A 23,278-nucleotide genomic window follows, 5' to 3' on the forward strand; every position below is an offset into this window, starting at 1 on the left:
CGGCGCACGCCTCACCGAACACCGCTACCAGGCCGGCCGCGAACGGCAACGCCAACAAGGCCTGTTGCTCAGCCAGTACGACCACGATGAACAGGGCCGCCTCAAGGCCCATACCGTGCTGCAAAACCAGCAGTCACAGTTCTGGCGCGATTATGCCTACAGCGCCAAGGGCAACCTCTGCGCCCTTTCCGACAGCCAGCGGGGGCGACGCGGTTACCAGTACGACGAACTGGATCGCCTGATCCGCATCGACCACTCCCACACCGAACCCCCGGAACACTTCGCCCACGACCCGGCCGGCAACCTGCTGATGCAGGACCGTCCCGGCCCGACCACCCTCAAGGGCAATCGTCTGCTGATGGAGGGCGATCGCCACTACGACTACGACGCCTTCGGCAACCTGATCCGCGAACGCCGGGGCACGGGCCAGATACTTGTCACCGAATACCGCTACGACAGCCAACACCGGCTGATCGGCGTCACCACGCCGGACGGTCGCGAAACGTCCTACCGCTACGACGCCTTCGGCCGACGCATCAGCAAGACCGTGGACGGCCTGACCACGGAATTTTTCTGGCAAGGCGACCAACTCGTCGCCGAAAGCAGCAAACGCCACCACCGCAGCTACCTCTACGAACCGGGCACCTTCCGTCCATTGGTAATGCTCGATGGCAAAGGCCTGAGCACCTGCCCGTTCTACTACCACCTCGACCACCTGGGCACGCCCCAGGAACTGACCAACTACGGCGGCCAGATCGTCTGGTCGGCGCGCTACCACGGCTACGGCAAAGTCCGCGAGATCCAGCACGGCGGTGGCGAACGCCTGGACCAACCGCTGCGCTTCCAGGGCCAATACTTCGATCCCGAAAGCGGCCTGCACTACAACCGCCACCGCTACTACAATCCCGAGACCGGCCGCTACCTGACACCTGACCCGAGCAAGCTGGCGGGTGGGCTCAATGGGTACCGCTACACCCTGAACCCGACGGGGTGGGTGGATCCGTTGGGGTTGGTGTGCAACTGTCCTGGTGATATCGAGGCTGATGGGCCGTTTAGCGAGATTGTGCCGGGAGGCGGCTTAGCGGCACATGAGGCTCGTGGAGGGCATTTGATAAACAAGCACATAGGTCGTTCTGAGGTTCAGTTGAGAAGGCGACTTGAGTTAGAACCTCACGTACCTACCGCGTCGACATTTCCTGATAGAGCATCGGCAGAGTCAACGGTTTCCAAAGTGTTGAGTACAAAAGAAACGGAGATTGACGGGTTTCTAAATAATAAATTAGAAAAGAAACTGGTTTTACAGCAGTCCTTCCCTTCTCCTGTTGGAGTCGGGGTTATACGAAAAAATGGAAAGTTAGAGTCATTGTCCGTCGTGACTTTAGTATTGAAAAAATCCAAGCAGTCATCTGTTGGATATAATTTGCTTACAGGGTATGTCGAAAAATATGAAAAATAGATATCCAGAGCTTTTCCATTTTTTTGGTTGCTATTTTCACCAAGACTGGATGTGTGAGTCATCAGAGCCGGACGGGGTGATAAGACTTTTCGTGTCAGATTCGGTACCGCAGGCTATTGACGCGTTAAGAAAAGAAATTTCGGTGCTGTTGGACGAACGTCTTGGTGAGGAGGATCTTCGAGATTTTATTATGGAAAAAATGCCCTGTAATTATTGTTATTGGATGGAGTGGGAGAGTGGCGCTATGTGGCTGAAACATATTCTTGAGGTTCTCGATAGAGATGATGCCGCTCTTGACTAACTCTAGTCACTCCAACTGATCCACCGTCAACGCGAGCGGGGGATCGAGGGTGAACACTCAGTTTGCATCAGCCCCGGATCACTGTGGGAGCGAGCTTGCTTGTATGCAGTAAATCGCAGCCATTCCAAGCCCCGGGTTCCAATCCCAGCCATTAAAAAAACCACCCCTTTGGCACGAATAACATCGTTTCTAGCCCCCGATTCTTTTCCCTATATTGGCTCCCAGATCCAGTGAATGACTCACCAGTCATCCCCTCAGTGCGAGTAGTCTCAAATGAACAATAAACCTGACAGCGCAGGGCTTGATAACGCAGGCGCGGGGACCCGGGCGGTTTGGGGTGGGGAGCAGGGCGGGCATCCCTACAACGCCACGCAGACGCCTATCGTGGTCAGTGCCGCTTACGGCTACAACGACATCGACGCCTGGTATGACGTGGCCTTGGGCAAAGCCCCCGGCTTTATCTACAGCCGCATGAGCAACCCGACGGTCGAGACCCTCGAAGCCAAGATCTGCGAGTTGGAGAAAGGCGAATCGGCCGTGGCCTTCAGCAGCGGCATGGCGGCGATCAGCAGCGTGCTCTACACCTTTCTCGCCCATGGTGATCGGGTGGTTTCCACCAGGGACAGCTACGGCGGCACCAACAAGATTTTCGAAGAGTTCCTGCCGCGCATGGGCGTGAACGTGAGCTTGTGCGAGACCTTCGACCACGAAGAAATCGAACGGGAAGTCGCCAAGGGCTGCCAGGTGCTGTACCTGGAAACGCCGACCAACCCGACCCTGAAGATCCTCGACATCCAACGCCTGGTGGCAGCCGCTAAACGGGTCGGTGCGGTGGTGGTGGCGGACAACACGTTCGCCACGCCGTTGAACCAGAACCCCTTGGCGCTGGGCGTGGACGTGGTGATCCACAGCGCGACCAAATTCCTCAGCGGGCATGGCGACGTCCTCGGCGGGCTGGTGTGCGGCAGTGAAGCCTTGATGAGCAAGGTGCGGCATTACCGGGAAATCAACGGTGCGGCGCTCGACCCGTTCTCGGCCTACATGATTATCCGCGGTATGAAGACCCTGGTGCTGCGCATGCGTCAGCAGCAGTCCAGCGCCCGGGCCCTGGCGGAGTTCCTGCTGACCGAGCCGTTGGTTGAGTCAGTGAATTATCCCGGCCTGCCAAGCCACCCGAACCACGCTGTGGCCTGCGCGCAAATGTCCGGCTTCGGCGCCATCGTCAGCTTTGTCCTGGTCGGTGGCATGGACACCGTGAAAGTGCTGCTGCCGCGTCTGCGCTTCGCCCATTGCGCCGGCAACCTCGGTGCGGTGGAAACCATCTACGGCCCGGCGCGGACCACCAGCCATGTCGAAAACACCCTGGAAGAACGACTGGCCCTGGGCATCTCCGAAGGCCTGGTGCGGGTCTCGGTGGGCATCGAAGACACCGACGATCTGCTGGACGATCTGAAACAGGCTTTTGCCTTTGCCCGGCGTTCGCGGGATGCACTGGCCCCGGCAAACACCCCATCCACAACCCTGAAATGTGCTCCGAAACAATCAGCTGAAGCGTCAGCCCCCACGACAAGGCGGTCATTGGGGCGTTCATGAACAGGAAAATAATAAAGCTTGGTGGCGCCTCGTGTTGACCCTGCGTCGTAATTGACCGCAGGCGCCGACACACGCCCTGACAACCTTCATGAGAACAAAACCATGTCCCTACAAGAACAACAACTCACGACACGTGCCGGCTTCAAACAGGAAATGCAGACGCGCCACATTGTCATGTTGGCATTGGGTGGCGTCATCGGTACCGGGCTCTTTCTCACCTCCGGCTACACCGTTAACCAGGCCGGGCCGTTGGGCGCGGTGATCGCCTACATCATCGGCGCGCTCATGGTGTACATGGTGATGATGTGCCTGGGTGAACTGGCGGTGCAGATGCCGGAAACCGGTTCGTTCAGCACCTACGCCACACGCTTTCTCGGCCCAGGCACCGGCTACACCGTGGCCTGGTTGTACTGGCTGACCTGGACCGTGGCCATCGGCTCGGAATTTACCGCTGCCGGGATCCTGATGACGCGCTGGTTTCCGGACACGCCGGTGTGGATCTGGAGCGCGCTGTTCGCCGGAGTGGTGTTCCTGAGCAACGTGGTCTCGGTGCGGTTGTTCGCCGAGACTGAGTTCTGGTTGTCGTTGGTCAAAGTCGCGACCGTGGTAGCGTTCCTGCTGATTGGCGGCGGGGCCATTCTTGGTCTTCTGCACATCGATCAGGCCCACAGCATCGGGTTGAGCAACTTCACCCGCGAAGGGCTTTTTCCCACCGGTTTCATGCCGATTGCCATGACGCTGCTGGCGGTTTCCTTCGCCTTCTCCGGCACCGAACTGATCGGCATCGCCGCCGGTGAAACCAAGGATCCGCAACGCAATGTGCCGCGAGCCATCCGTACCACCGTGCTGCGCCTGGCGATCTTTTTTGTCGGCACGATCTTCGTCCTCTCGACCCTGCTGCCCCGTGAGCAGGCCGGCATCGTCGAAAGCCCCTTCGTCACCGTGTTCACTTATATCGGCATTCCGTACTCCGCCGACATCATGAACTTCGTGATCATCAGCGCCTTGCTGTCGGCCGCCAACTCCGGTCTGTACGCTGCCTCGCGGATGCTCTGGACCCTGAGCGACCAAGGGCACCTGCCCAAGCAGTTCTCGGCCCTGACGCGGATGGGTACGCCGCTCAACGCGATCATCGTCAGCATGGCCGGAGGCGCCGCGTCGTTGCTCAGCAGCGTGTTTGCCGCCGACACCATCTACTTGGCGCTGGTGTCGATCTCAGGCCTGGCCGTGGTCGTGGTGTGGATGAGCATCGCCGCGAGCCAGATCGCGTTCCGCCGCCACTACGTCGCCAACGGCGGTGATGTGAGCAAGCTCAAGTTCCGCGTACGTGGCTATCCGTGGATCCCGCTGGGGGCCTTGGCGTCCTGCGGGCTGGCGTGTGTCGGGATCGCATTCGACCCGGAACAGCGAGTGGCGCTGTACTTTGGCTTGCCATTCATCGCCTGGTGCTATTTCGTGTACTTCATTACCCGCAAAAGCCGCGAGCAACGCTTGCTGCTGAACCCATTGGCGCAGCCGTCCGACGCCATCTAGCTGGCGTGCTCGGGGGAAAGGGGCGTAGACGAGAACCGGATCATGAAGCAGAAACCATTACCCCCTTTGAACTGGCTGCGGGCATTCGAGGTGTCTGCCCGCTGCCTGAACTTTACCCACGCCGCCGAAGAGTTGTGCTTGACCCAGGGCGCGGTGAGCCAGCAGATTCGCCAACTGGAAAGTCACTTGGGGGTGGCGCTGTTCAAGCGTCTGCCCCGTGGCCTGGGGTTGACCGAGGAAGGCCAGTCCTACCTGCCGGTGGTGCAGGACGCGATCACCCGGCTGGCGGTGGGCACCAACGAGATTTTCGGCCAGCGCAAGCGGCGGCCGATCAAGGTGCGCGGTAGCCTCGCGTTTTTCGTGCACTGGCTGGCACCGAAGCTGGCGGAGTTTCGTCAGGCCCATCCACAGCTGGACATTCGCTACATCAGCAACATCTGGGTCAAGGAACTGGATGGCGAGGACGATCTGGAGATTCGCTGGGGGCGCGGCCAATGGCCCGGCCTGGTGTCACAGCGCCTGACCTGGGACAGCCTGTTCCCGGTCTGCTCGCCGGAGCTGATGGCGCGCTCGCCGCTCAAGGTGCCGGCGGATGTGGCGAAGCACTCGCTGCTGCATGTGCTGGGTTACGAGGAAGGTTGGGGTTATTGGCTGAACATGGTCGGTGCCGACAACGTCGACTCGTCGGCCGGCCTGCAGTTCGACACGCTGGTCTGCACCTTGCGCATGGCCGAGTTGGGGCAGGGGATCGCCCTGGCGCGCTCATCCATGGTCGCGGACCTGCTGGCCGACGGGCGCCTGATCGAGCCCTTCAGCCAACGCATTGAAGCCAGCGAATCGTTCTACCTCGTGCGCGGTTCCGGGACCGAGCAACATCCCGACGCAGTCACGTTTGCCACCTGGCTGGTCGAGCAGGCACACCGTTTCAAATGAATGACCGGAGCCAACCATGCGCTATGTGAGTACCCGAAATTCGGCCGTGCAGGTCGGTTTTGAAAAGGTCGTGCTATCGGGCCTGGCCGAGGACGGCGGGCTGTTCGTGCCCGTCGGACTGCCGCTGTTCGAAGCCCAGGAAATCGCCAACTGGTCGACCCTGTCCTATGACGAACTGGCCTATCGAGTGATGAGCCCGTTCGTGGGCGAGGCGATTCCCGAGACGGACCTCAAGCGCCTGCTCAAGGAAGCCGGCAGTCAGTTCAGTCACCGCTCCCTGGCGCCGTTGCATCAGGTGGATCGCAACGAATGGGTGCTGGAACTGTTCCATGGCCCGACCCGTTCTTCGAAGGATTTCGCCGCCCAGCTCCAGGCTCGACTGGTGCAGTATTTCCTGCGCAAAAACGGCCAACGCGCTGTGGTGATCGGCGCCACCAACGGCGACACCGGGCTGGCGGCCATCGAAGCGTTCAAGCACTGCGATGAAGTGGCGGTGGTGGTGCTTTATCCGGAGGCCGGCGTACCGCAACACCAGCTTCAACAGCTGCAAGCGGCGGCACATCCGCGGGTTCATCAATTCGCCGTCAATGGCAGCTTCGACGACTGCCAGACCCTGGTCAGCCGCCTGTTCCGCCAGTGGCCCTGGGCGCAGCACGAAGCGATCAGTTTCAACTCCAGCAACTGGATCGGTGTGCTGGCGCAACTGGTGTTCTACTTCCACGCCGTGCTGCAACTGGGCGGCGGTCAGCGGCCGATTGGCTTCAGCGTACCGGCGGCGAGTTTTGCCGAAGTCTATGCCGGCTACATCGCGCAGAAGATGGGTTTGCCGATCACCCAGATGATCGTCGCGACCAACCAGAACGACGCGCTGCACCAGCTGTTCCTGAAGAACCATTACTCCCGGTTGCGCGCCAACAAGACCCTGTCGCCGGCCATGGACCTGTCGATCTTTTCCAACCTGGAGCGCTTTCTCTGGGAACTCTACGGGCACGACGACCAGGCGGTGAGCGCGCTGATGGACCGCTTCGAAACCAGCGGCGAAATGACCATCGCCAATGATTTCTGGTTGCAGGCGCGGATGATCATCGACTCCTATGCGGTCACGGATCAGCAGACGTTGGAGGAGATCACTTCGCTGTATCGCGACACCGGTTATGTCATCGATCCGCACACCGCCACCGGTGTGCTCGCGGCGCGTTTGTACCGGCGCAGCCTGGTGGCGCCGATGGTGACGTTGGGGGAGATCTCTCCGGTCAAATCGGCGGCGTTGCTCGGTGAGTTGGGAATCAATTTAGCGGTCCAACCACCTCCGGTTTCAGTCCATGGCCCGGCGCAGATCCATCGCATCCAGCCGCACGAACTCGACACGATCCATCAGTTGCTCAAAGCACTGTAAGGAGCCCCCGTGAAGCGCATCCTCGATCCCCTCGACGAACGCATCATCGCCGAACTGCGCCTCAACGCCCGCGCCGCCCACGCCGAGCTGGCGGCCAAGGTCAACCTCTCGCGCAACGCCGTGCGCCAGCGCATCGAACGCCTCGAACGCGACGGCGCAATCCAGGGCTACACCGTCCGCACCGGCGAGGGCGCCCACGCCTCGTCGAACATCAACGCGGTCATCTTCGTCTACCGCTACGACCGCATGCGCGGCGCCGACGTCTTGCAAGCCCTGCAAGCCATGCCCGAAGTGCAGCAGTGCGACGTGATGAGCGGCGAATTCGACCTGATGCTACGCGTAGGCGCCGCGAGCCCGGAGCGGGTGCATAAGGTCTGGAAAGAGATTTCGGCGTTGCCGGGGGTGGAGAACACCGTCACCTCATTCGTGCTGTCATCAGTAATCTGAACCCCAACACATAACCCCTGTGGGAGCGAGCCTGCTCGCGATAGCGGTGGACCAGCCGACTTCGATGTTGACTGACCTGACGCTTTCGCGAGCAGGCTCGCTCCCACAGGTTTTTTGTGTTGGTCGGGGGCGCGCCACCCTGCCCAACCCCTGGTCAAAACGCCCATAAAATAGAGCAAATTGGCCTATTTCACTGCCCTGGTCCCGGCCCTAACCTTGATTCTAACAACCCATCACCCGGATCAAGGGCATAACAAAAATGACTGAATACAAACTGGCGCTGGTCGGCTTCGGCGGTGTGAACCGGGCATTGGCTCAGCTGATTGCCGAGCGTAACCAACAGTGGAAAACCGAACTGGGCTTCACCCTGAAAATCGTCGGCGTGACCGACCTGTTCCTCGGCTCGGTCATGGGCCGCGAAGGCCTCGACGCCGCGCTGCTCGCCCAGTTGCCGGCCACCAAAGGCGCCTTCGCGCAATGGCCGGGCGGTTCCGCCGAAGCCCTCAACGAAGCCGTGATCAAAGACAGTGGCGCGGACATCATCGCCGAGGCCACCTTCACCAATCCTGTCGACGGCGAGCCCGCCACCTCGTTCTGCCGCTGGGCCCTGGAGCGCGGCAAGCACGTGGTCACCACCAACAAAGGCCCCATCGCCCTGCACGGCGCCGAGCTCAAGGCCCTGGCCCGTCGCAACAACGTTGCCTTTGAATACGAAGGCTCGGTGATGAGCGGCACACCGGTGATTCGCGTGGCCAAACAGGCGATGGCCGGCAGCGAGATTGTCGGTTTCGAAGGCATCCTCAACGGCACCTCCAACTTCGTCCTCACCTGCATGGAAGGCGGTCTGGGCTTTGCCGAAGCGGTCAGTAAAGCCCAAGCGCTGGGCTACGCCGAAGCCGATCCGACGGCGGATGTCGAAGGCCACGATGTGCGCCTCAAAGTGGTGATCCTCGCCAACGAACTGCTGGATGCCAAGCTCACCGTCGCCGACGTTTCGTGCAGCGGCATCTCCTCACTGAGCCTGGCCGACATCGAAAAAGCCCGCCAGGACGGCGCCCGCTGGAAACTCATCGGCGCCGCCACCGGCCACGCCAATGGCTCCATCAGCGCCAGCGTCGAACCGCGCCTGCTGAGCCACGAGCATCCACTCGCCGGCATCAGTGGCGCCACCAACGCCGTGTCGTTCACCAGCGAACTGCTCGGCGCCGTGACCGTGTCCGGCCCTGGGGCAGGGCGCACGGAAACCGCGTTCGCCCTGCTGTCGGACATCATCGCCATCCACCAATCTGCCGCGCGCAACTAGGAGACCACCATGAACGTATCTCGTCTGGCCCTGGCCGTGGCAGAGCCGCACATCGACGTCCTCAACCCCTTCGACGGCAGCCTTGTCGGCACGGTGGCGGACGTCTGCGCCGCGCAAGTACCGCACCTACTGGCAACCGCTCGCAGCGGCGCCCAAGCCTGCGCCGCGCTGCCCCGGCATCGCCGCGCAAGCATCCTCGAACACGCCGCCGCGAACATCCAACGCGACGCCCGGATCTTCGCCCGGCTGATCGTCGACGAAGCCGGCAAGACCCTCAAGCAGGCGGAAAAGGAAGTCAAACGCTGCATCAACACCCTCAAACTCTCCGCCGAAGAAGCCCGGCGCAACGCCGGCGAAGTCGTGCCGTTCGACGCCTACGACGGCGCCGAATCGCGCCAGGGCTGGTTCACCCGCGAGCCCCTGGGCCTGATCGTCGCCATTACCCCCTACAACGACCCGCTGAACCTGGTGGCCCACAAACTCGGCCCGGCCATTGCCGGCGGCAACGCGGTGATCCTCAAACCGTCCGAGCTGACCCCGCTGTCGGCGCTCAAACTGGTCTCGTACCTGGTCAGCGCCGGCCTGCCCGAAACCGTGGTCACCGTCGCCACCGGCGGCGCCGAACTGGGCAAAGCCCTGGTCTCCGCCCGCGAAGTGCGAATGATCTCCTTCACCGGCGGCTTCATCACCGGCGAACAAATCGCCCGCACCGCCGGCCTGAAAAAACTCGCCATGGACCTGGGCGGCAACGCCCCCGTCATCGTCATGGCCGACTGCGACCTCGACGCCGCCGTCGACAGCTGCCTCTCCGGCGCCTTCTGGGCCGCCGGCCAAAACTGCATCGGCACCCAACGCCTGCTGATCCAGGCCCCGATCTACGCAGCCTTCCGCGAACGCTTCGTCAACAAAGCCCAAGCCCTGGTGGTCGGCAACCCCCTGCTGGCCGACACCGACATCGGCCCGATGATCACCCCCCACGCCGCGCAAAACACCGAACACGTAGTCAACGAAGCCCTGCAAGAAGGCGCCACCTTACTCTGCGGCCACCACCGCCACGGCGCCTGCTACGCCGCCACCGTCCTGGAAAACGTCAACCACACCAGCCGCCTGTGGCGCAACGAAGTCTTCGCCCCGGTGGTGGTGCTGCAACCGTTCGAGACGTTTGATGAAGCGGTGGAATTGGCGAACGAACCTGAGTACAGCTTGCATGCCGGGATCTTCACCAACGATCTGAGCACCGCGATGAGCGCTGCACGGCGAATCGAAGCGGGCGGGGTGATGATCAACGACTCGTCTGATTTTCGTTTCGATGCCATGCCGTTTGGCGGCTCCAAATACGGCAGCCTCGGGCGGGAAGGAGTGCGGTTTGCCTATGAGGAAATGACCCAGCCGAAGGTGGTTTGTTTGAATACGTTGGGGTGATGGGTTCAGGTCGTTGGCATCGGGCAGGTTTGGTCACCTGCCCGATGTTTCTTTTCTGAAAGCATCCGAAAGGGCCTCGAATCCGGCGTGCCAAGATTTTTCAGGGGCTGTCAGCCAAATCGCCCTGACTCATCTAAGCTGAGTTTTCCTGGAAAATGAGCCAGTGCCTCCCCACCCAATGCGGCCAACCCGGCCTGCGGCACCGATCAGCAGCCAGGGCGGGAGGAAGGATGCCGAACGTATTGGTGGTGATATGGGACTTCGATACACGCAAATTACGAATCCCTACTGATAACAGCCTTGTCGCCATCCACCAAAGAATTGGGGCCTTGGAAGACATGGCGAAAACGGCCTTCGCCAAAAATGCCGATCAACATCGACTGGATTATTGTCTGGTCGTCGCGCCCGAGTATTTTTTCTCCAAGGACATGCCTGACACGCTTCTTTCAGAGGAGGAAAAAGAAACCATCCGGGCGACGTTGGTGGACGTTTCAAAGAGAAACCCAAGGTTGATACTGGTTCCAGGCACGACGCTGTGGTTCAAGTCAATGATGCGCCCGGATTCCAGGATGCTGAAAAGGGAGACCGGGAAGTTAAAATCGTGGGGACAAACCAGAAATATTAATAAGCCAAAATACAGTCAGGAAATGGATGCGGTCGTGGGCGAAATTCCACAGCATGATCGCCTGTCTAAAAGGATTTATGGCCACTATGCAAAGATTACGAAGGAGGAGATCGCGAAATCGAGTGAAGGGGGGCCGGAAGCCAAGGACGGAATCGTCAGAAATACCGGCTTCATCATTTGGGATGGAAACGTCTTCTATCAGCATAAACGCTACCCCAACATTGGTAATGATGGGCTGGAAGAACTGGCTGGGGCGCAGTTCTGGGCCGATAAAGTATTCATGCCGGGCAGCTATCGAGAAACCCCTGCTGTCCGTGACCTGCAAATCGCTCTGGAAATATGCGCAGAGCATTTTATTGGCGCGACGGTTTTGCATAAGAACAATGTGCTGGACTTTCATATCCTGGTCTCGGCCAGCATTGCCCTCGCTAAGGCTCGCGTGGGCGTAAAACACGGAGGATATGTGGTTCACGCTGATTCAGGCGGCAGCTCGGTTTACCGACGAGAAGGCATGAGCCTGGTTCGACTCGACCCCATCGATGAACCAGCCATAACCTTAATGGGGGCGGAAGCCGGTCACGCCAGGAGTTTCGTTTGCGCAATTGCATAAGCGTGAGCCTGACTGCTCCCCATGTGGGAGCGAGCCTGCTCGCGATAGCAATATTTCTATCCCCACCGCTCTCACATCTCATGTCGCCACCAACGACATATCCCAATAACGTGTCGTCAAAAGCGAGTTTTGACGACATGACACCCCACACCCCGGCCCGCTGTCTATTGTGACGCCCTGGGATCAGCCCTGACCCACACTGCCTTGCGCCATTACCTACAACTACGCCAGAATCCGCCGGCTTGTGCGTCCTTGGCCGCGTCGGTAACTTGAATCCTGTCACTGCCCATCAGTGATCGGGTTTAGCAGCCCGTCGAGTTGAGTCGTATCAGGCTTCATCAGTCAGGAATCCCCATCCCTGCACTTGATGGTGGCTGTGCGTGGGGCGCCCTCGGGCGCGCCGATTCCTTAGCTCATCGGTCTGCTAACCCGCGTACAGCTGCCTCCCACTCGTTTAGCAGCGAGCGGGTCGCAGCCTCAACCAAGAGTGAGCTAAGGCTATGGTTAAAATTACACCGAACCCCCCGACAACAGACGAAACCGTCTCCCGCGCCCAATCGGCCCGTAACAAAAAGTTTGATGATGCGGCGACTCGCACCTTGGATTACTACCTGAATCCCAAGCCGAAGAAAGAAACCTCCGACAACCCCAACACCATCTATCGCATCGCTTCTGATGTGGATTCCGAATGCTTGCTTGCCACCCTCAGCGAAAACCTCGCTTCGGCGAACGCGATGATTGGAGACCTGGCATCCGATCTTGAAGGCTCGCGGCGGCATGTGGCGTTGGGGATTCAGCAGGTGGTTGAGTTGAGTGAGCTGTTGGCGAATCGGGCTTTGGATATTGTTGAGGTGAGGTAGGAGGGCGAGTTTTTTCTCCGAAATGAAAAAGGTCTTGCTCGGCAAGACCTTTTTTGTAGCCGAAACCTTGGAGCATGTGTTCGCAAGGGCAAAGCCTGTGTTCTAACGGGTAAGCCGATTCCGGTTCGCCCCTCCAAGCCTTGGTCTACTAAGCTCGGTGGCTGGGTGTGCAGTGTAGGGATAGAATGTCTGCGACAGCTACCGACCCGACGATATCGTTTTCGACACGGGCTCAAGGTGCATCAACCGAAAGCTCGGCTTTGGCGACCGTTACGTTGTCTTTGAGACATGATCACGTTTGAGCGGATCGTGTTAGTCGATGTTGGCAGATTTTAGTCTGTATAGTGTGTGAGCAATTTGCTAGCGAACACAATGTGTTAGGAACGGTTAATCTTAAATTTAAAGCTTTATGAATATTGGCATGCAAGGCTTGGTGTCTTTAACTTAAATAAAATTTATTGGTGTTTGCAGATGAAAGAAAAGCCGAAGCGGCTTCCTCCAACACGTAATACGTTGCGTGAACTGTATCTTAAGTCAGGGAACCGTTGCTCCTTTAGTGGCTGTAATAAAGTGCTATTCAATGCCAAGGGTGTGTTTGTCGCTCAAATTTGCCATATCGAAGCGGCAGAGCCTGGAGGTGAGCGCTTCAATGCTGATCAGACCAATGAACAACGTAGGCACGCTTCCAATTTGACGTTGATGTGCTACGACCACCACGTCGAGACAAATAACGTAGAGCAATTCCCAACTGCCAAAATGAAACGATTTAAAGCAGAACATGAGAAAAGATTTTCTGATGTGGTGGGATCAATGTTGGAGACGATCTCCGATCAAACAGATTTTGCTGATGTCGTTTTAGCCGAAAATCTTAAAAAGCTCAACCGGACTTTGGAGTGGAAACATTCGAAGGCAGAATTAGAGTGCGTGATTAAGGATGTAAACGGGGTAGCGAAAAGGATTAAAAAAATTCCACTCTCAGCTAGGGAACTTTTTTTGGTTATCGTAAAGCGCGGTGAAGAGTGTCGGATGCCGTTGACTATTAAAATTTCAGACGCAGAGGTTAGGCTTGCAACTGGTCAGTCCGTTCAAACAATCAGGGAGCTTATTTCAGTATTGGATAGTCATGGATTCGTTTTTGATAATGGCACAAACGACTTTGGAGTCCCCATGGTGGGGGTTTCACAGCTAGAGTACTCGTGGTCTATATGGAACGATCTGAAGCATTTCTGTGAAGTTGAAAAAATTGATATAGCTGAAATCATTATTGGTCTGGATTTTTCAGTGCTTGATGATTGATAGTCGCTAAAACTTCCCGGGGGCTGTGCGCTCTGAGTGTTTGCTTCGATGACGCCCTTCGTCAAACCAGATCACATCACCGATACACGCATCACTGATGCGCTTGTCGCAGTGCAGATAGCTGCCATCCAGGTTGTTGAGCAGATGCTCCAACCGGTTGGCGCCCGTACTTCTGAGCCACGAGCTGAAGGTTCAATGGGCTTTCGGTATTCGGCAGCTTTTCGATGGCGCGCTCAAGAAACCAAGCCAGCTTCTGAATCTCAAGCAGACTGCATTCCATGCCAAGCTTGCCTCTTGTATGTCGCCAGAAACCTGACAACATCCTTGTCAGAAACCTAGGGTTGGATTGTAAGAGTTTTCTTTTGGCGAAGCGGGTTTTCTGCCGGTGTCCCTCGACACTTGGCCGGTTCAAGCTTTGTTTGTGGCTGCTTGGTAACGGTCCTTGACCTCTGCCACGCTCAGCCACTTACGGCGTGAATGCACTACGCGATGACAATTGGCACATAGTAAAGCCAGGTCTGTGAGCTTGGTTTTATCGCCGGGTTGGAGCGTATGCAGTGGCTTAGTGTGGTGTACGTCGATAACGCCTTCGATGTCCGGACCGTATGTTTCGCTGAAGTTGAAGCCACAGGCTTCGCACTGGAGGGCTCCGTGCTTTTTGAGGGCTTCATCTTTTTTTCGTTTGACGAGTTTTTTATCTCTCTCCCGAACACGGTGTACGCGGGTCAACACTTTCCCTTCTTCTGCTTCGAAAAAGCCCGGTTCTTCCTCCTCGCTTAGATTTATTGGCGTAGTAGGAGTGGTTCCGACGTTCGCCTTGATGGCTGCTACGACTTCGGCTAAGCGCTCGGGGTTATCCGCGAATTCCAGCCATACCAATTCCTCGTCCTTATTGCCTTTTGCAAGACCTGTGCGACCAGTGTTGGTGTAGCTCGGATCCCAGCGACGGAAATTGTTGAGTTTCATGTAAACACCGTTGGCGTTACGAAAACTCTCGTTCTTGCTCATACCGATGGCGTTGCCAATGAGATTGAGGCTCTGTGATAGGGCTCGGACTTCTGGATGGTTAACGCCAGGTAAGCCATTGCGGTACAGCAGGTAAAGGTTCAGAGCTAGGACGAGTTCGTCACGGCTCCAAGGTGGATTGGATTGATTGCTGGTAGGTGAGGAGGACATGGCGGGGGCTATCCGTAGGTTTCCCGTTTCGCTGTAGGACGCAGCGCAGTATGTCGTCAGAATATTCTCTTCTGATGGCGTTTGGGAATCATGCGGTGTTCGATGACCTTTGCTGTCGAGCGCGGGGATACTTACGAGCGACGTTGTTTGGTCATCAGGCGGGATTTTAGATGGGGGATGGATAAAGCTCAGACATTAAAAAGCCGGCTTATGGCCGGCTTTTCGTTGACTGATTCAGTTCGTTTTTGACAAACCTCACCAGCCTTCAAAACGTACACCCGGCTCTTGCGGCCGGCTGTGGGGACTTGGTCAGAGAGTGGTCTGCCTTGTCGGTGCGAGGCGTGGGCTCGCAAATGTGGGGCGGAGGATACGTGGGTTTTGGGGAAAATCCCAGTGGAAGTTGTGGCTAATCATTGGGTTATGGGGTAGTGGGGGAAGGGTGGGGGCTGCTTTGCAGCCCAGCGGGGATGAATCCCCTCGCCACAAAAGCTCCCCCGCCACATTGGGGTGGTTAGTCGAATACCGGCGGGCGTTGTTTGGTCAGGGTGGACCACCAGAAGACCCAGCCGATGACGCGGAGGTTCTGCGCTTCGATCTGTTCGACGCTGAAGACTTCGTCGGGGTAGGCGGTGTGGTTGTGGCTGCGTAGGCGCAGGCGGTTGCCGGGGATGCGGTGCAGGTATTTGATGCGCAGCATGCCGTCGTGTTCGAGGGCGTAGATCTGGCCGTCGATGATTTGGGTCAGGCCGCGGTCGATGGCCAGGGTCGAGCCGTCTTCGATGCGGTCGGCCATGCTGTCGCCGACCATGGTGGTGCAGATGGCGTCGCCGGGGTTTATTTCCAGGGAGTCGAGGTGGCTGCGGGGCAGGCGGATGGCTTGGTCGGGGATTTCGATGACGTGTGTCCTGGTTTCGCCGGGGGCGATGGGGGCTTCCTTGTAGTAGGGCAGTTCGATGTCCGTGGTTTCCGGCACGGTGTAGACGCCCTGGACTTCGGCGGCGTCGTAGGTGGTGCCGGGGCCGAGGCCCAGCGGGGTTTGCGGGCCTTCGCCGTGGGCCAGCCACTGGGGGCTGACGGTCAGCAGGCCGGCGATGCCGTGGATGCGGCCGGGCGGGATGCCACGGTTGAACCAGTTGTTCACGTGCTGCGACTTCACGCCGTATAACTTCGCGAAGTCGGCGGAGCGGATGTTGGCTTCTTTAAGAAGGGCTCTGAAGCGGTCGCCACTGGAGGTCATTTTCATAAACGGAAAGTTTAGAGGCGACTTTGTTTTCGGCAATAAACATGTCGTTCAAATTTATAAGATGATCTTTCCGTTTGCGGGAATGGAATTAAGCGAGCTAAACGCTGATAAACGCTGGGTTGCACTATTAATACATCTAAGTATTAATTAAGTGCCCAAGCATAAAAAACCCCGGTGGAAACCGGGGTTCTTCTGCAAGTTCAGGTTCAGCCTTTGTAGGCGGCAACCGACTTGGTGATCGCTTCGCGGGCGGCGTCTGCACCGGCCCAGCCTTCGATTTTCACCCACTTGCCTTTTTCGAGATCCTTGTAGTTCTCGAAGAAGTGTTCGATCTGCTGGATCAGCAGTTTTGGCAGGTCGGTGTATTCCTTCACATCCACATACAGTTGCGACAGTTTGTCGTGTGGCACTGCGATGACTTTGGCATCGCCGCCGCCGTCGTCGGTCATGTTCAGGATGCCGACCGGGCGAGCGCGGATGACCGAGCCTGGGGCAACCGGGTAAGGGGTCACGACCAGCACGTCGAGGGGGTCACCGTCGTCGGCCAGGGTGTTGGGGATGTAACCGTAGTTGGCCGGGTAGAACATGGGGGTGGCCATGAAACGGTCAACGAACAGGCAATCGCTGTCCTTGTCGATTTCGTATTTGATCGGGGCGTGGTTGGCCGGGATTTCGATCGCAACGTAGATGTCGTTCGGCAGGTCTTTGCCAGCCGGAATCTTGCTGTAGCTCATTGGGCGGTGCCCCCGTTAGTTGACCAAAAGGCTGGTCGGATTGACCAAAAAGTGGCGGCGATTATAGGCATATTCGGCCGCTGATGCCACGTTACCAGGGTCGTAGAGACCTTAGTATGACGCCTGATAGACCGGATCTTCGGCTTGAAGTTGCCGCAGCCGGGCCAACGGATCCTGACGATAGAACGCCTGAAGCTGCGAGTAGACCTTCGGATAGGCCTGGTGCAGCAGGTCCGGGGCGCTGAAGAAGTATTCGCTGGTGACGGCGAAGAACTCGGCGGGGTTTTCCGCGGCGTAGGGGTCGATGGCGGTCTTGGCGTCCGGGTCGTGGTCGAGTTGGCGGTTGAGGTCGTCGTAGGCTTGTTGCATGGCGTCGGCCCAGTCCTTGACGCGCATGTCGGCGTGCAGCGGCGGCAGGCCGTTGGCGTCGCCGTTGAGCATATCGAGTTTGTGCGCCAGTTCGTGGATCACCAGGTTGTAGCCGTCCCAGCCACCGCTGGCCAGCACGCCGTCCCAGGCCAGGATGATCGGCCCTTGGGGCCAGGCTTCGCCACTGTGTTCGCCGTCCCATTCGTGTTCGATGCCGCTGGCGTCGCGGTAGCGCTGGGGACTGAGAAAGTCGTCGGGGTAGAGGACGATTTCGTGGAAGCCCTGGTACCAGTTCAGTTCGCCGAGGTGCATCAGTGGCAATTGAGCCTGGGCGGCGAGCAGCAGGCGTTGTTCCTGGTGCAGTTCGACGCCGGGCAGGGCGGTCAGGTGCTTATCGTGGAGGAACAGCACGCAGGCTTCGCGCAGCCACTGGTCTTCGGCGGCGCTTATGCCGTCGAGGAAGCTCAACTGCTGGCGCACCCGTTGCCAGGTCTCTTCGGCAACGGGGTGTTTGGCGAGGGTACGTTGGCGGCGCCAATTGCTCAGGGACCACATGGGCGATCAGGCCTTCGAGGCGCGCTGGCTCATTTTGCTGCGCACCAGGCTGATGATCATCGGCAGCAGCGACACCAGGATGATGCCCACCACCAGCAGCGACAGGTTCTGCTTGATAAAGGGCACGTTGCCGAAGAAATAGCCGAGGGTGACCAGGCCGCCGACCCAGAGGACGGTGCCGAGGACGCTGAAGCCGAAGAACCGCAAGTAGTTCATCTTCCCGACGCCGGCGACGAAGGGGGCGAAGGTGCGGATGATCGGCAGGAAGCGCGCCAGGGTCACGGTCTTGCCGCCGTGTTTGTCGTAGAAATCGTGGGTTTGTTGCAGGTAGTCGCGACGGAAGATTTTCGAGTTCGGGTTGCTGAACAGTTTTTCGCCGGCGGTGCGGCCGATGAGGTAGTTGGTGCTGTCGCCGAGGATCGCCGCGAGCATCAGCAGGCCGGCCAGCAGGAGCGGGTCCATGGCGCCCCCGGCAGCGACGGCGCCGGCGATGAACAGCAGCGAGTCGCCGGGCAGGAAGGGCGTCACCACCAGGCCGGTTTCACAGAAGATCACCAGGAACAGGATGGCGTAGACCCAGGTTCCGTAGTTGGTCACCAGCATGTCGAGGTACACGTCGAGATGCAGGATGAGGTCGAGAGGGTTGAAATCCATGTAATGCACCTTGGTGGTGGCCCGACTCGGCAGGCGGGTAGGTCGGGCTCTGGAGTTGGGCTACGGGGTTTGTAGCTTTTTCTTACAAGCCGGGAAGAGGGGGATTATACGGGGTGGAATGTGATGGGCGTGTTGAGTTTGTAGCGGGGGATTTCCGAATGCAGGACACGGAGTATGGAGAGTTTTCTGGGAGTGGAGAATTTCTGTGGCGAGGGGATTTATCCCCGCTGGGCCGCGAAGCGGCCCCAACCCACCCAACTCGGTCAGCCTGATACACCTCACATTCAGACTTTGGGGCCGCTGCGCGGCCCAGCGGGGATGAATCCCCTCGCCACAAGGGGGCTGTGTTGTTCTCAGAGCTCTTCGCTGATCGGCAGCGTGTAGTTCTTGAACTCGGTGTCTTCCCTGAAGCCGATCGACTCGTAGGTTTTCTGCGCCACTTCGTTGTCGCTGCTGGTGGAGACGCGCATACGGACGGCGTTGGTTTCCTTGGCCATTTTCTTTGCGGTGCGTATCAGGTGGTCGGCCACCAATTGGCGGCGGGCGTCTTCGGCGACGTAGATGTCGTTGAGGATCCACACGCGCTTGAGCGACAGCGACGAGAAACTCGGGTAGAGCTGGCAGAAGCCCAGCAGTTTGTTGTCGTCGTCATCGGGCAGGGCCAGGTAGATCACCGACTCTTTGCGGCGCAGGCGCTTTTCCAGGAAGGCTCGGGACGAATCCGGGTAGGGCAGGGAGCCATAGAATTCCCGGTATTTGACGAACAATGGGGTCAGCAGGTCCAGGTGTTCCAGGGTCGCTTGAATAATCCGCATGGCAGGTCTCGTTTACAAAGTTCGACACAGAGTCTGACAACAACGGCGCTCTGCCGTGCTTTTGATGCTGCCTGAAAGCGGATCAAAAACGCAATCGGACATACGGATCAGCCTTGGGGCGGCATCAGTAGGAAATTACTTTTCATATCGGCTCCACTTTCCGACTCTAGAGTGTGAACCTGAGCTTCGTCCTTCAGATTGACCCCCGAAAGCTGCCGGCGACAGGCCTCGCGCATCAGGTAGACCAAGCGATGGGCTGCCATGCCGTAGCTCAGGCCTTCGAGCCGGACATTGGAGATGCAGTTGCGGTAGGCGTCGGTCAGGCCGACCTTGGGGTTGTAGGTAAAGTACAGGCCCAGGCTGTCGGGCGAGCTGAGGCCGGGGCGTTCGCCGATCAGGATCACCGACATTTTTGCGCCGAGCCGCTGCGCCACTTCATCGGCTACCGCGACCCGACCCTGTTCCACCAGGATCACCGGGGAAACCGACCAGCTGTCAGCGACGATCTGTTCTTCCAGGCGCGCCAGGAACGGCAGGGTGTGGCGATGCACCGCCAGTGCCGACAGGCCGTCGGCCACCACAATCGCCAAGTCCAGGCCGCCGGGGTGGGCCGCTGCGTAATCGTCCAGCACCTTTACCGAAGCCTCGTCCAGCCGCCGGCCCAGGTCCGGGCGTTGCAGGTAGCTGTGGCGGTCGCTGGCGGCACTGTGGAGCAGCAGGCTTTCGCGGCCCCGTTCGCTCAGTTGCGCACGAAGGCCCTGGTGATCGAACGCCAGGTGCACGGCATCGCGGGCCTGGGCGTGGGCGTATTGGAAGTCCAGTTGCGCCTGCGTTGGCAGGCTGGTTCCGGTGCGGCCCAGGGCGATGCGCGCCGGGGTCAGGCGGCGCAGTTCCAGCCAGGGGTTTTGCGAGTCGACAGGTTGTTTATCCATCCGTATATCACTCATCCGAGATGCGCCAAGGCATGACGAAACGCCGGCGGCAGGTTGTCGCCGAACCGTACCCGGCCATCGGCCTGGGTGAAGATGCCCATGTTCGCCAGCCACTGCTCGAACTCGGGTGCCGGTTTCAGGCCCAGGGTCTGGCGCGCATAGAGCGCGTCGTGGAACGAGGTGGTCTGGTAGTTGAGCATGATGTCGTCGGAGCCGGGGATGCCCATGATGAAGTTGATCCCGGCCACGCCCAGGAGGGTCAGCAGGGTGTCCATGTCGTCCTGGTCGGCTTCGGCGTGGTTGGTGTAGCAGATGTCGCAGCCCATCGGCACGCCCAGGAGCTTGCCGCAGAAGTGGTCTTCGAGGCCGGCGCGGATGATCTGTTTGCCGTTGTAGAGGTATTCCGGGCCGATGAATCCTACAACCGTGTTCACCAGGAACGGGTTGAAATGTCGCGCCACGGCGTAGGCCCGGGTTTCGCAGGTCTGTTGATCGACGCCGTGGTGGGCGTTGGCCGACAGCGCACTGCCCTGGCCGGTCTCGAAATACATCAGGTTGTTGCCTAATGTGCCGCGATTCAAGCTCAGCCCGGCGTCGTAGCCTTCTTTCAGGATGTTCAGGTTGATGCCGAAACTGGCGTTGGCCGCTTCGGTGCCGGCGATGGACTGGAACACCAGGTCCAGAGGCACACCACGGTTGGCTGCTTCGATGGAGGTGGTGACGTGGGTCAGCACGCAGCCTTGGGTCGGGATGTCGTAGCGCTGGATGATGGCGTCGAGCATTTCCAGCATGGCGCAGATCGAGGCCGTGCTGTCGGTGGCCGGGTTGATGCCGATCATGGCGTCGCCGTTGCCGTAGAGCAGGCCGTCGAGGATGCTCGCGGCGATCCCGGCCGGTTCGTCGGTGGGGTGGTTGGGTTGCAGGCGGGTGGACAGCCGCCCGCGCAGGCCGAGGGTGCCGCGAAATTGGGTGACCACGCGGATCTTTTGCGCCACCAGCACCAGGTCCTGCACGCGCATGATCTTCGATACGGCGGCGACCATTTCCGGCGTCAGGCCCGGTGCGAGGGCGCGCAGGCTCTGTTCGTCGGCGGCGTCGCTGAGCAGCCAGTCGCGAAAGCCGCCGACGGTGAGGTGGCTGACGGTGGCGAAGGCTTGTTTATCGTGAGTGTCGACGATCAGCCGGGTGACTTCGTCGGCCTCGTAAGGAATCAGCATTTCTTGCAGGAAATGGCTGAGGGGCAGGTCGGCCAGCGCCATTTGCGCGGCCACGCGTTCGCCGTCGTTGAGGGCGGCGACACCGGCCAGGAAATCCCCGGAGCGGGCCGGGCTGGCCTTGGCCATCAGGTCTTTGAGGCAGTCGAAGCGATAGGTCTGGGCGCCGACGGAATGGACGAATGCGGCCATGGGGCGGTGTCCTCCTGGTTCTTATAATGAATTCAGATACAACACTGAAAACCTGGTACTGAACCCTGTGGGAGCGGGCTTGCTCGCGAATGCAGTGTGTCAGTCGATGCATCTGTTGAATGACACACCGCATTCGCGAGCAAGCCCGCTCCCACAAAGAGTCCGGCGTATGGCTGGCACCGGGTTTAGGCCCGGCGCCCTCGTACTTCAAACCCCCGTAAGCATAGCGTCCGCCGGGGCGCTGGAGCGTTGTTTGGCGGTCAGTTGGAAGTACAGGTAGCCAACGATCATGAACGCCAGGAACACCAGCCCGATCAACATGTTGAACCAGGCCATGGCGATCAGGCACACCACCGCCAGGAACAGCGCGATGCCCGGCACGATGGGGTAGCCCGGGGCGCGGAAGGTGCGTTCCAGGTTCGGTTCGACCTTACGCAGGCGGAACAGGCTGAGCATGCTGATGATGTACATCACGATGGCGCCGAACACCGACATGGTGATCATCGCTGCCGTCAGGCTCATGCCCTGCAGGTTGACCAGGCCGTCGCTGTAGATCGCCGCGATGCCGATCACGCCGCCGGCCAGGATCGCCCGGTGCGGGGTCTGGAAGCGCGACAGTTTCGCCAGGCCCCGTGGCAGGTAACCGGCCCGGGCCAGGGCGAAGAACTGCCGAGAGTAGCCGAGGATGATCCCGTGGAAACTCGCCACCAGGCCGAACAGGCCGATCCACACCAGCATGTGCATCCAGGTCGAATCGTTGCCGACCACTGCTTTCATGGCCTGGGGCAGCGGGTCGTTGATGTTCGACAGTTGCCGCCAGTCGCCGACGCCGCCGGCCATGATCATCACGCCGATGGCCAGGAACACCAGGGTCAGGATCCCGCTGACATAGGCGCGGGGGATGGTGCGTTTCGGGTCCTTGGCTTCTTCGGCGGCCATGGCTGCGCCTTCGATGGCGAGGAAGAACCAGATCGCGAAGGGAATCGCCGCGAAAATGCCCGGAATTGAGGCGAGGCTGAACTCATTTGCACCAGACCAGCCGTTCAACACGAAGTTGCTGAAGCTGAAGCCCGGCGCGACCACGCCCATGAACACCAGCAGTTCGGCGACCGCCAGCACGGTGACCACCAGCTCGAACGCTGCGGCGATGCTGACACCGAGGATGTTCAAGGTCATGAACACGATGTAGGCGCCTACCGCCGCCACTTTCGGGTCCAGGTTCGGGAACTGCACGTTGAGGTAGGCGCCGATGGCCATGGCGATGGCGGGGGGCGCAAAGACGAACTCGATCAAGGTGGCGATCCCGGCGATCAACCCGCCTTTCTCGCCAAAGGCCCGTCGGCTATAGGCGAACGGCCCGCCAGCGTGGGGAATCGCGGTGGTCAGCTCGGTGAAGCTGAAAATGAAACAGGTGTACATCAGCGCCACCATGAGCGCGGTGATGAGAAAGCCCAGCGTCCCTGCCGTGCCCCAGCCGTAACTCCAGCCGAAATACTCGCCGGAAATCACCAGGCCGACGGCGATGCCCCATAAATGCAGGGTGCCGAGTGTGGGTTTGAGTTGGTTGGTAGTTGTCATAAGTCCTCTCTTGGTTTTTGATCTTTGGTGGACTTTCGGTG

At 59.3% G+C, this 23,278-nt stretch carries 21 protein-coding genes and 1 pseudogene; 12 read left to right on the plus strand and 10 right to left on the minus strand.

The window, feature by feature from the left end; all coding sequences use genetic code 11:
* From EGM97_RS24815 to EGM97_RS24870, 12 genes are all read left to right on the plus strand, one after another.
* Positions 1-1,456 (plus strand): RHS repeat-associated core domain-containing protein (locus EGM97_RS24815; RefSeq protein ID WP_477788870.1); only part of this gene is annotated, 1,456 nt, incomplete at its 5' end.
* A complete protein-coding gene (locus EGM97_RS24820) occupies positions 1,446-1,757 on the plus strand; it encodes a contact-dependent growth inhibition system immunity protein (protein ID WP_238964977.1) in 312 nt (103 codons plus the stop codon). The genes EGM97_RS24815 and EGM97_RS24820, both read left to right, overlap by 11 nt.
* Before the next feature lie 273 nt (positions 1,758-2,030).
* The gene (locus EGM97_RS24825) at positions 2,031-3,350 is read left to right on the plus strand and encodes a cystathionine gamma-synthase family protein (protein WP_238964978.1); all 1,320 of its coding nucleotides are present in this window, start codon (positions 2,031-2,033) and stop codon (positions 3,348-3,350) included.
* Between the two features lie 102 nt (positions 3,351-3,452).
* Positions 3,453-4,883, plus strand: coding sequence for an amino acid permease (locus tag EGM97_RS24830; RefSeq protein WP_238964979.1), 1,431 nt, complete (start codon positions 3,453-3,455; stop codon positions 4,881-4,883).
* Positions 4,884-4,925: 42 nt separating this feature from the next.
* On the plus strand, positions 4,926-5,816 hold the full coding sequence (locus EGM97_RS24835) for a LysR substrate-binding domain-containing protein (protein WP_053151845.1): 891 nt from the start codon (positions 4,926-4,928) through the stop codon (positions 5,814-5,816).
* Between the two features lie 16 nt (positions 5,817-5,832).
* Entirely contained in the window at positions 5,833-7,212 is a 1,380-nt protein-coding gene (thrC, locus tag EGM97_RS24840; protein WP_238964980.1) for a threonine synthase, read from the plus strand.
* Between the two features lie 9 nt (positions 7,213-7,221).
* Positions 7,222-7,659, plus strand: coding sequence for an Lrp/AsnC family transcriptional regulator (locus tag EGM97_RS24845; RefSeq protein WP_144929816.1), 438 nt, complete (start codon positions 7,222-7,224; stop codon positions 7,657-7,659).
* Between the two features lie 259 nt (positions 7,660-7,918).
* Positions 7,919-8,962 carry a homoserine dehydrogenase gene (locus tag EGM97_RS24850; protein WP_238964981.1) on the plus strand — a complete coding sequence of 348 codons (1,044 nt, stop codon included), beginning with the start codon at positions 7,919-7,921 and terminating at the stop codon, positions 8,960-8,962.
* Between the two features lie 9 nt (positions 8,963-8,971).
* Positions 8,972-10,384: an aldehyde dehydrogenase family protein gene (locus tag EGM97_RS24855; protein ID WP_238964982.1), complete on the plus strand. Its 1,413-nt coding sequence runs from the start codon at positions 8,972-8,974 to the stop codon at positions 10,382-10,384.
* 230 nt (positions 10,385-10,614) lie between these two features.
* Positions 10,615-11,619, plus strand: coding sequence for a hypothetical protein (locus EGM97_RS24860; protein ID WP_238964983.1), 1,005 nt, complete (start codon positions 10,615-10,617; stop codon positions 11,617-11,619).
* A 500-nt stretch (positions 11,620-12,119) separates the two neighbouring features.
* Entirely contained in the window at positions 12,120-12,479 is a 360-nt protein-coding gene (locus tag EGM97_RS24865) for a DUF6124 family protein (RefSeq protein ID WP_238964984.1), read from the plus strand.
* Between the two features lie 471 nt (positions 12,480-12,950).
* Positions 12,951-13,775 (plus strand): hypothetical protein, encoded by an 825-nt coding sequence (locus tag EGM97_RS24870; RefSeq protein ID WP_238964985.1) that lies wholly within the window; start codon positions 12,951-12,953, stop codon positions 13,773-13,775.
* A 51-nt stretch (positions 13,776-13,826) separates the two neighbouring features.
* Here EGM97_RS24870 and EGM97_RS24875 read toward each other — a convergent pair.
* The 10 genes and pseudogenes from EGM97_RS24875 to eat all read right to left on the minus strand — a co-directional run.
* Positions 13,827-14,061, minus strand: a pseudogene (locus EGM97_RS24875) (type II toxin-antitoxin system antitoxin DNA ADP-ribosyl glycohydrolase DarG); the annotation flags it as partial.
* 122 nt (positions 14,062-14,183) lie between these two features.
* Positions 14,184-14,951 carry an HNH endonuclease gene (locus EGM97_RS24880; RefSeq protein WP_238964986.1) on the minus strand — a complete coding sequence of 256 codons (768 nt, stop codon included), beginning with the start codon at positions 14,949-14,951 and terminating at the stop codon, positions 14,184-14,186.
* Between the two features lie 511 nt (positions 14,952-15,462).
* Positions 15,463-16,194: a LexA family transcriptional regulator gene (locus EGM97_RS24885; protein WP_238964987.1), complete on the minus strand. Its 732-nt coding sequence runs from the start codon at positions 16,192-16,194 to the stop codon at positions 15,463-15,465.
* 206 nt (positions 16,195-16,400) lie between these two features.
* Positions 16,401-16,928 (minus strand): inorganic diphosphatase, encoded by a 528-nt coding sequence (ppa, locus tag EGM97_RS24890; protein ID WP_072395734.1) that lies wholly within the window; start codon positions 16,926-16,928, stop codon positions 16,401-16,403.
* A gap of 111 nt (positions 16,929-17,039) precedes the next feature.
* On the minus strand, positions 17,040-17,852 hold the full coding sequence (locus EGM97_RS24895; RefSeq protein WP_238964988.1) for a M90 family metallopeptidase: 813 nt from the start codon (positions 17,850-17,852) through the stop codon (positions 17,040-17,042).
* A gap of 6 nt (positions 17,853-17,858) precedes the next feature.
* Positions 17,859-18,506 carry a DedA family protein gene (locus EGM97_RS24900; RefSeq protein ID WP_025569614.1) on the minus strand — a complete coding sequence of 216 codons (648 nt, stop codon included), beginning with the start codon at positions 18,504-18,506 and terminating at the stop codon, positions 17,859-17,861.
* Between the two features lie 353 nt (positions 18,507-18,859).
* The gene (locus tag EGM97_RS24905) at positions 18,860-19,321 is read right to left on the minus strand and encodes a GNAT family N-acetyltransferase (protein ID WP_238964989.1); all 462 of its coding nucleotides are present in this window, start codon (positions 19,319-19,321) and stop codon (positions 18,860-18,862) included.
* A 107-nt stretch (positions 19,322-19,428) separates the two neighbouring features.
* The gene (gene eutC / locus EGM97_RS24910) at positions 19,429-20,253 is read right to left on the minus strand and encodes an ethanolamine ammonia-lyase subunit EutC (RefSeq protein ID WP_238964990.1); all 825 of its coding nucleotides are present in this window, start codon (positions 20,251-20,253) and stop codon (positions 19,429-19,431) included.
* 11 nt (positions 20,254-20,264) lie between these two features.
* Positions 20,265-21,659 (minus strand): ethanolamine ammonia-lyase subunit EutB, encoded by a 1,395-nt coding sequence (locus EGM97_RS24915; protein ID WP_238964991.1) that lies wholly within the window; start codon positions 21,657-21,659, stop codon positions 20,265-20,267.
* A 207-nt stretch (positions 21,660-21,866) separates the two neighbouring features.
* Entirely contained in the window at positions 21,867-23,237 is a 1,371-nt protein-coding gene (gene eat, locus EGM97_RS24920) for an ethanolamine permease (RefSeq protein WP_238964992.1), read from the minus strand.
* Positions 23,238-23,278: the final 41 nt, after the last annotated feature.

It is taken from the genome of Pseudomonas sp. AF32 (assembly GCF_022342325.2).
Lineage (GTDB): Bacteria > Pseudomonadota > Gammaproteobacteria > Pseudomonadales > Pseudomonadaceae > Aquipseudomonas > Aquipseudomonas uvaldensis.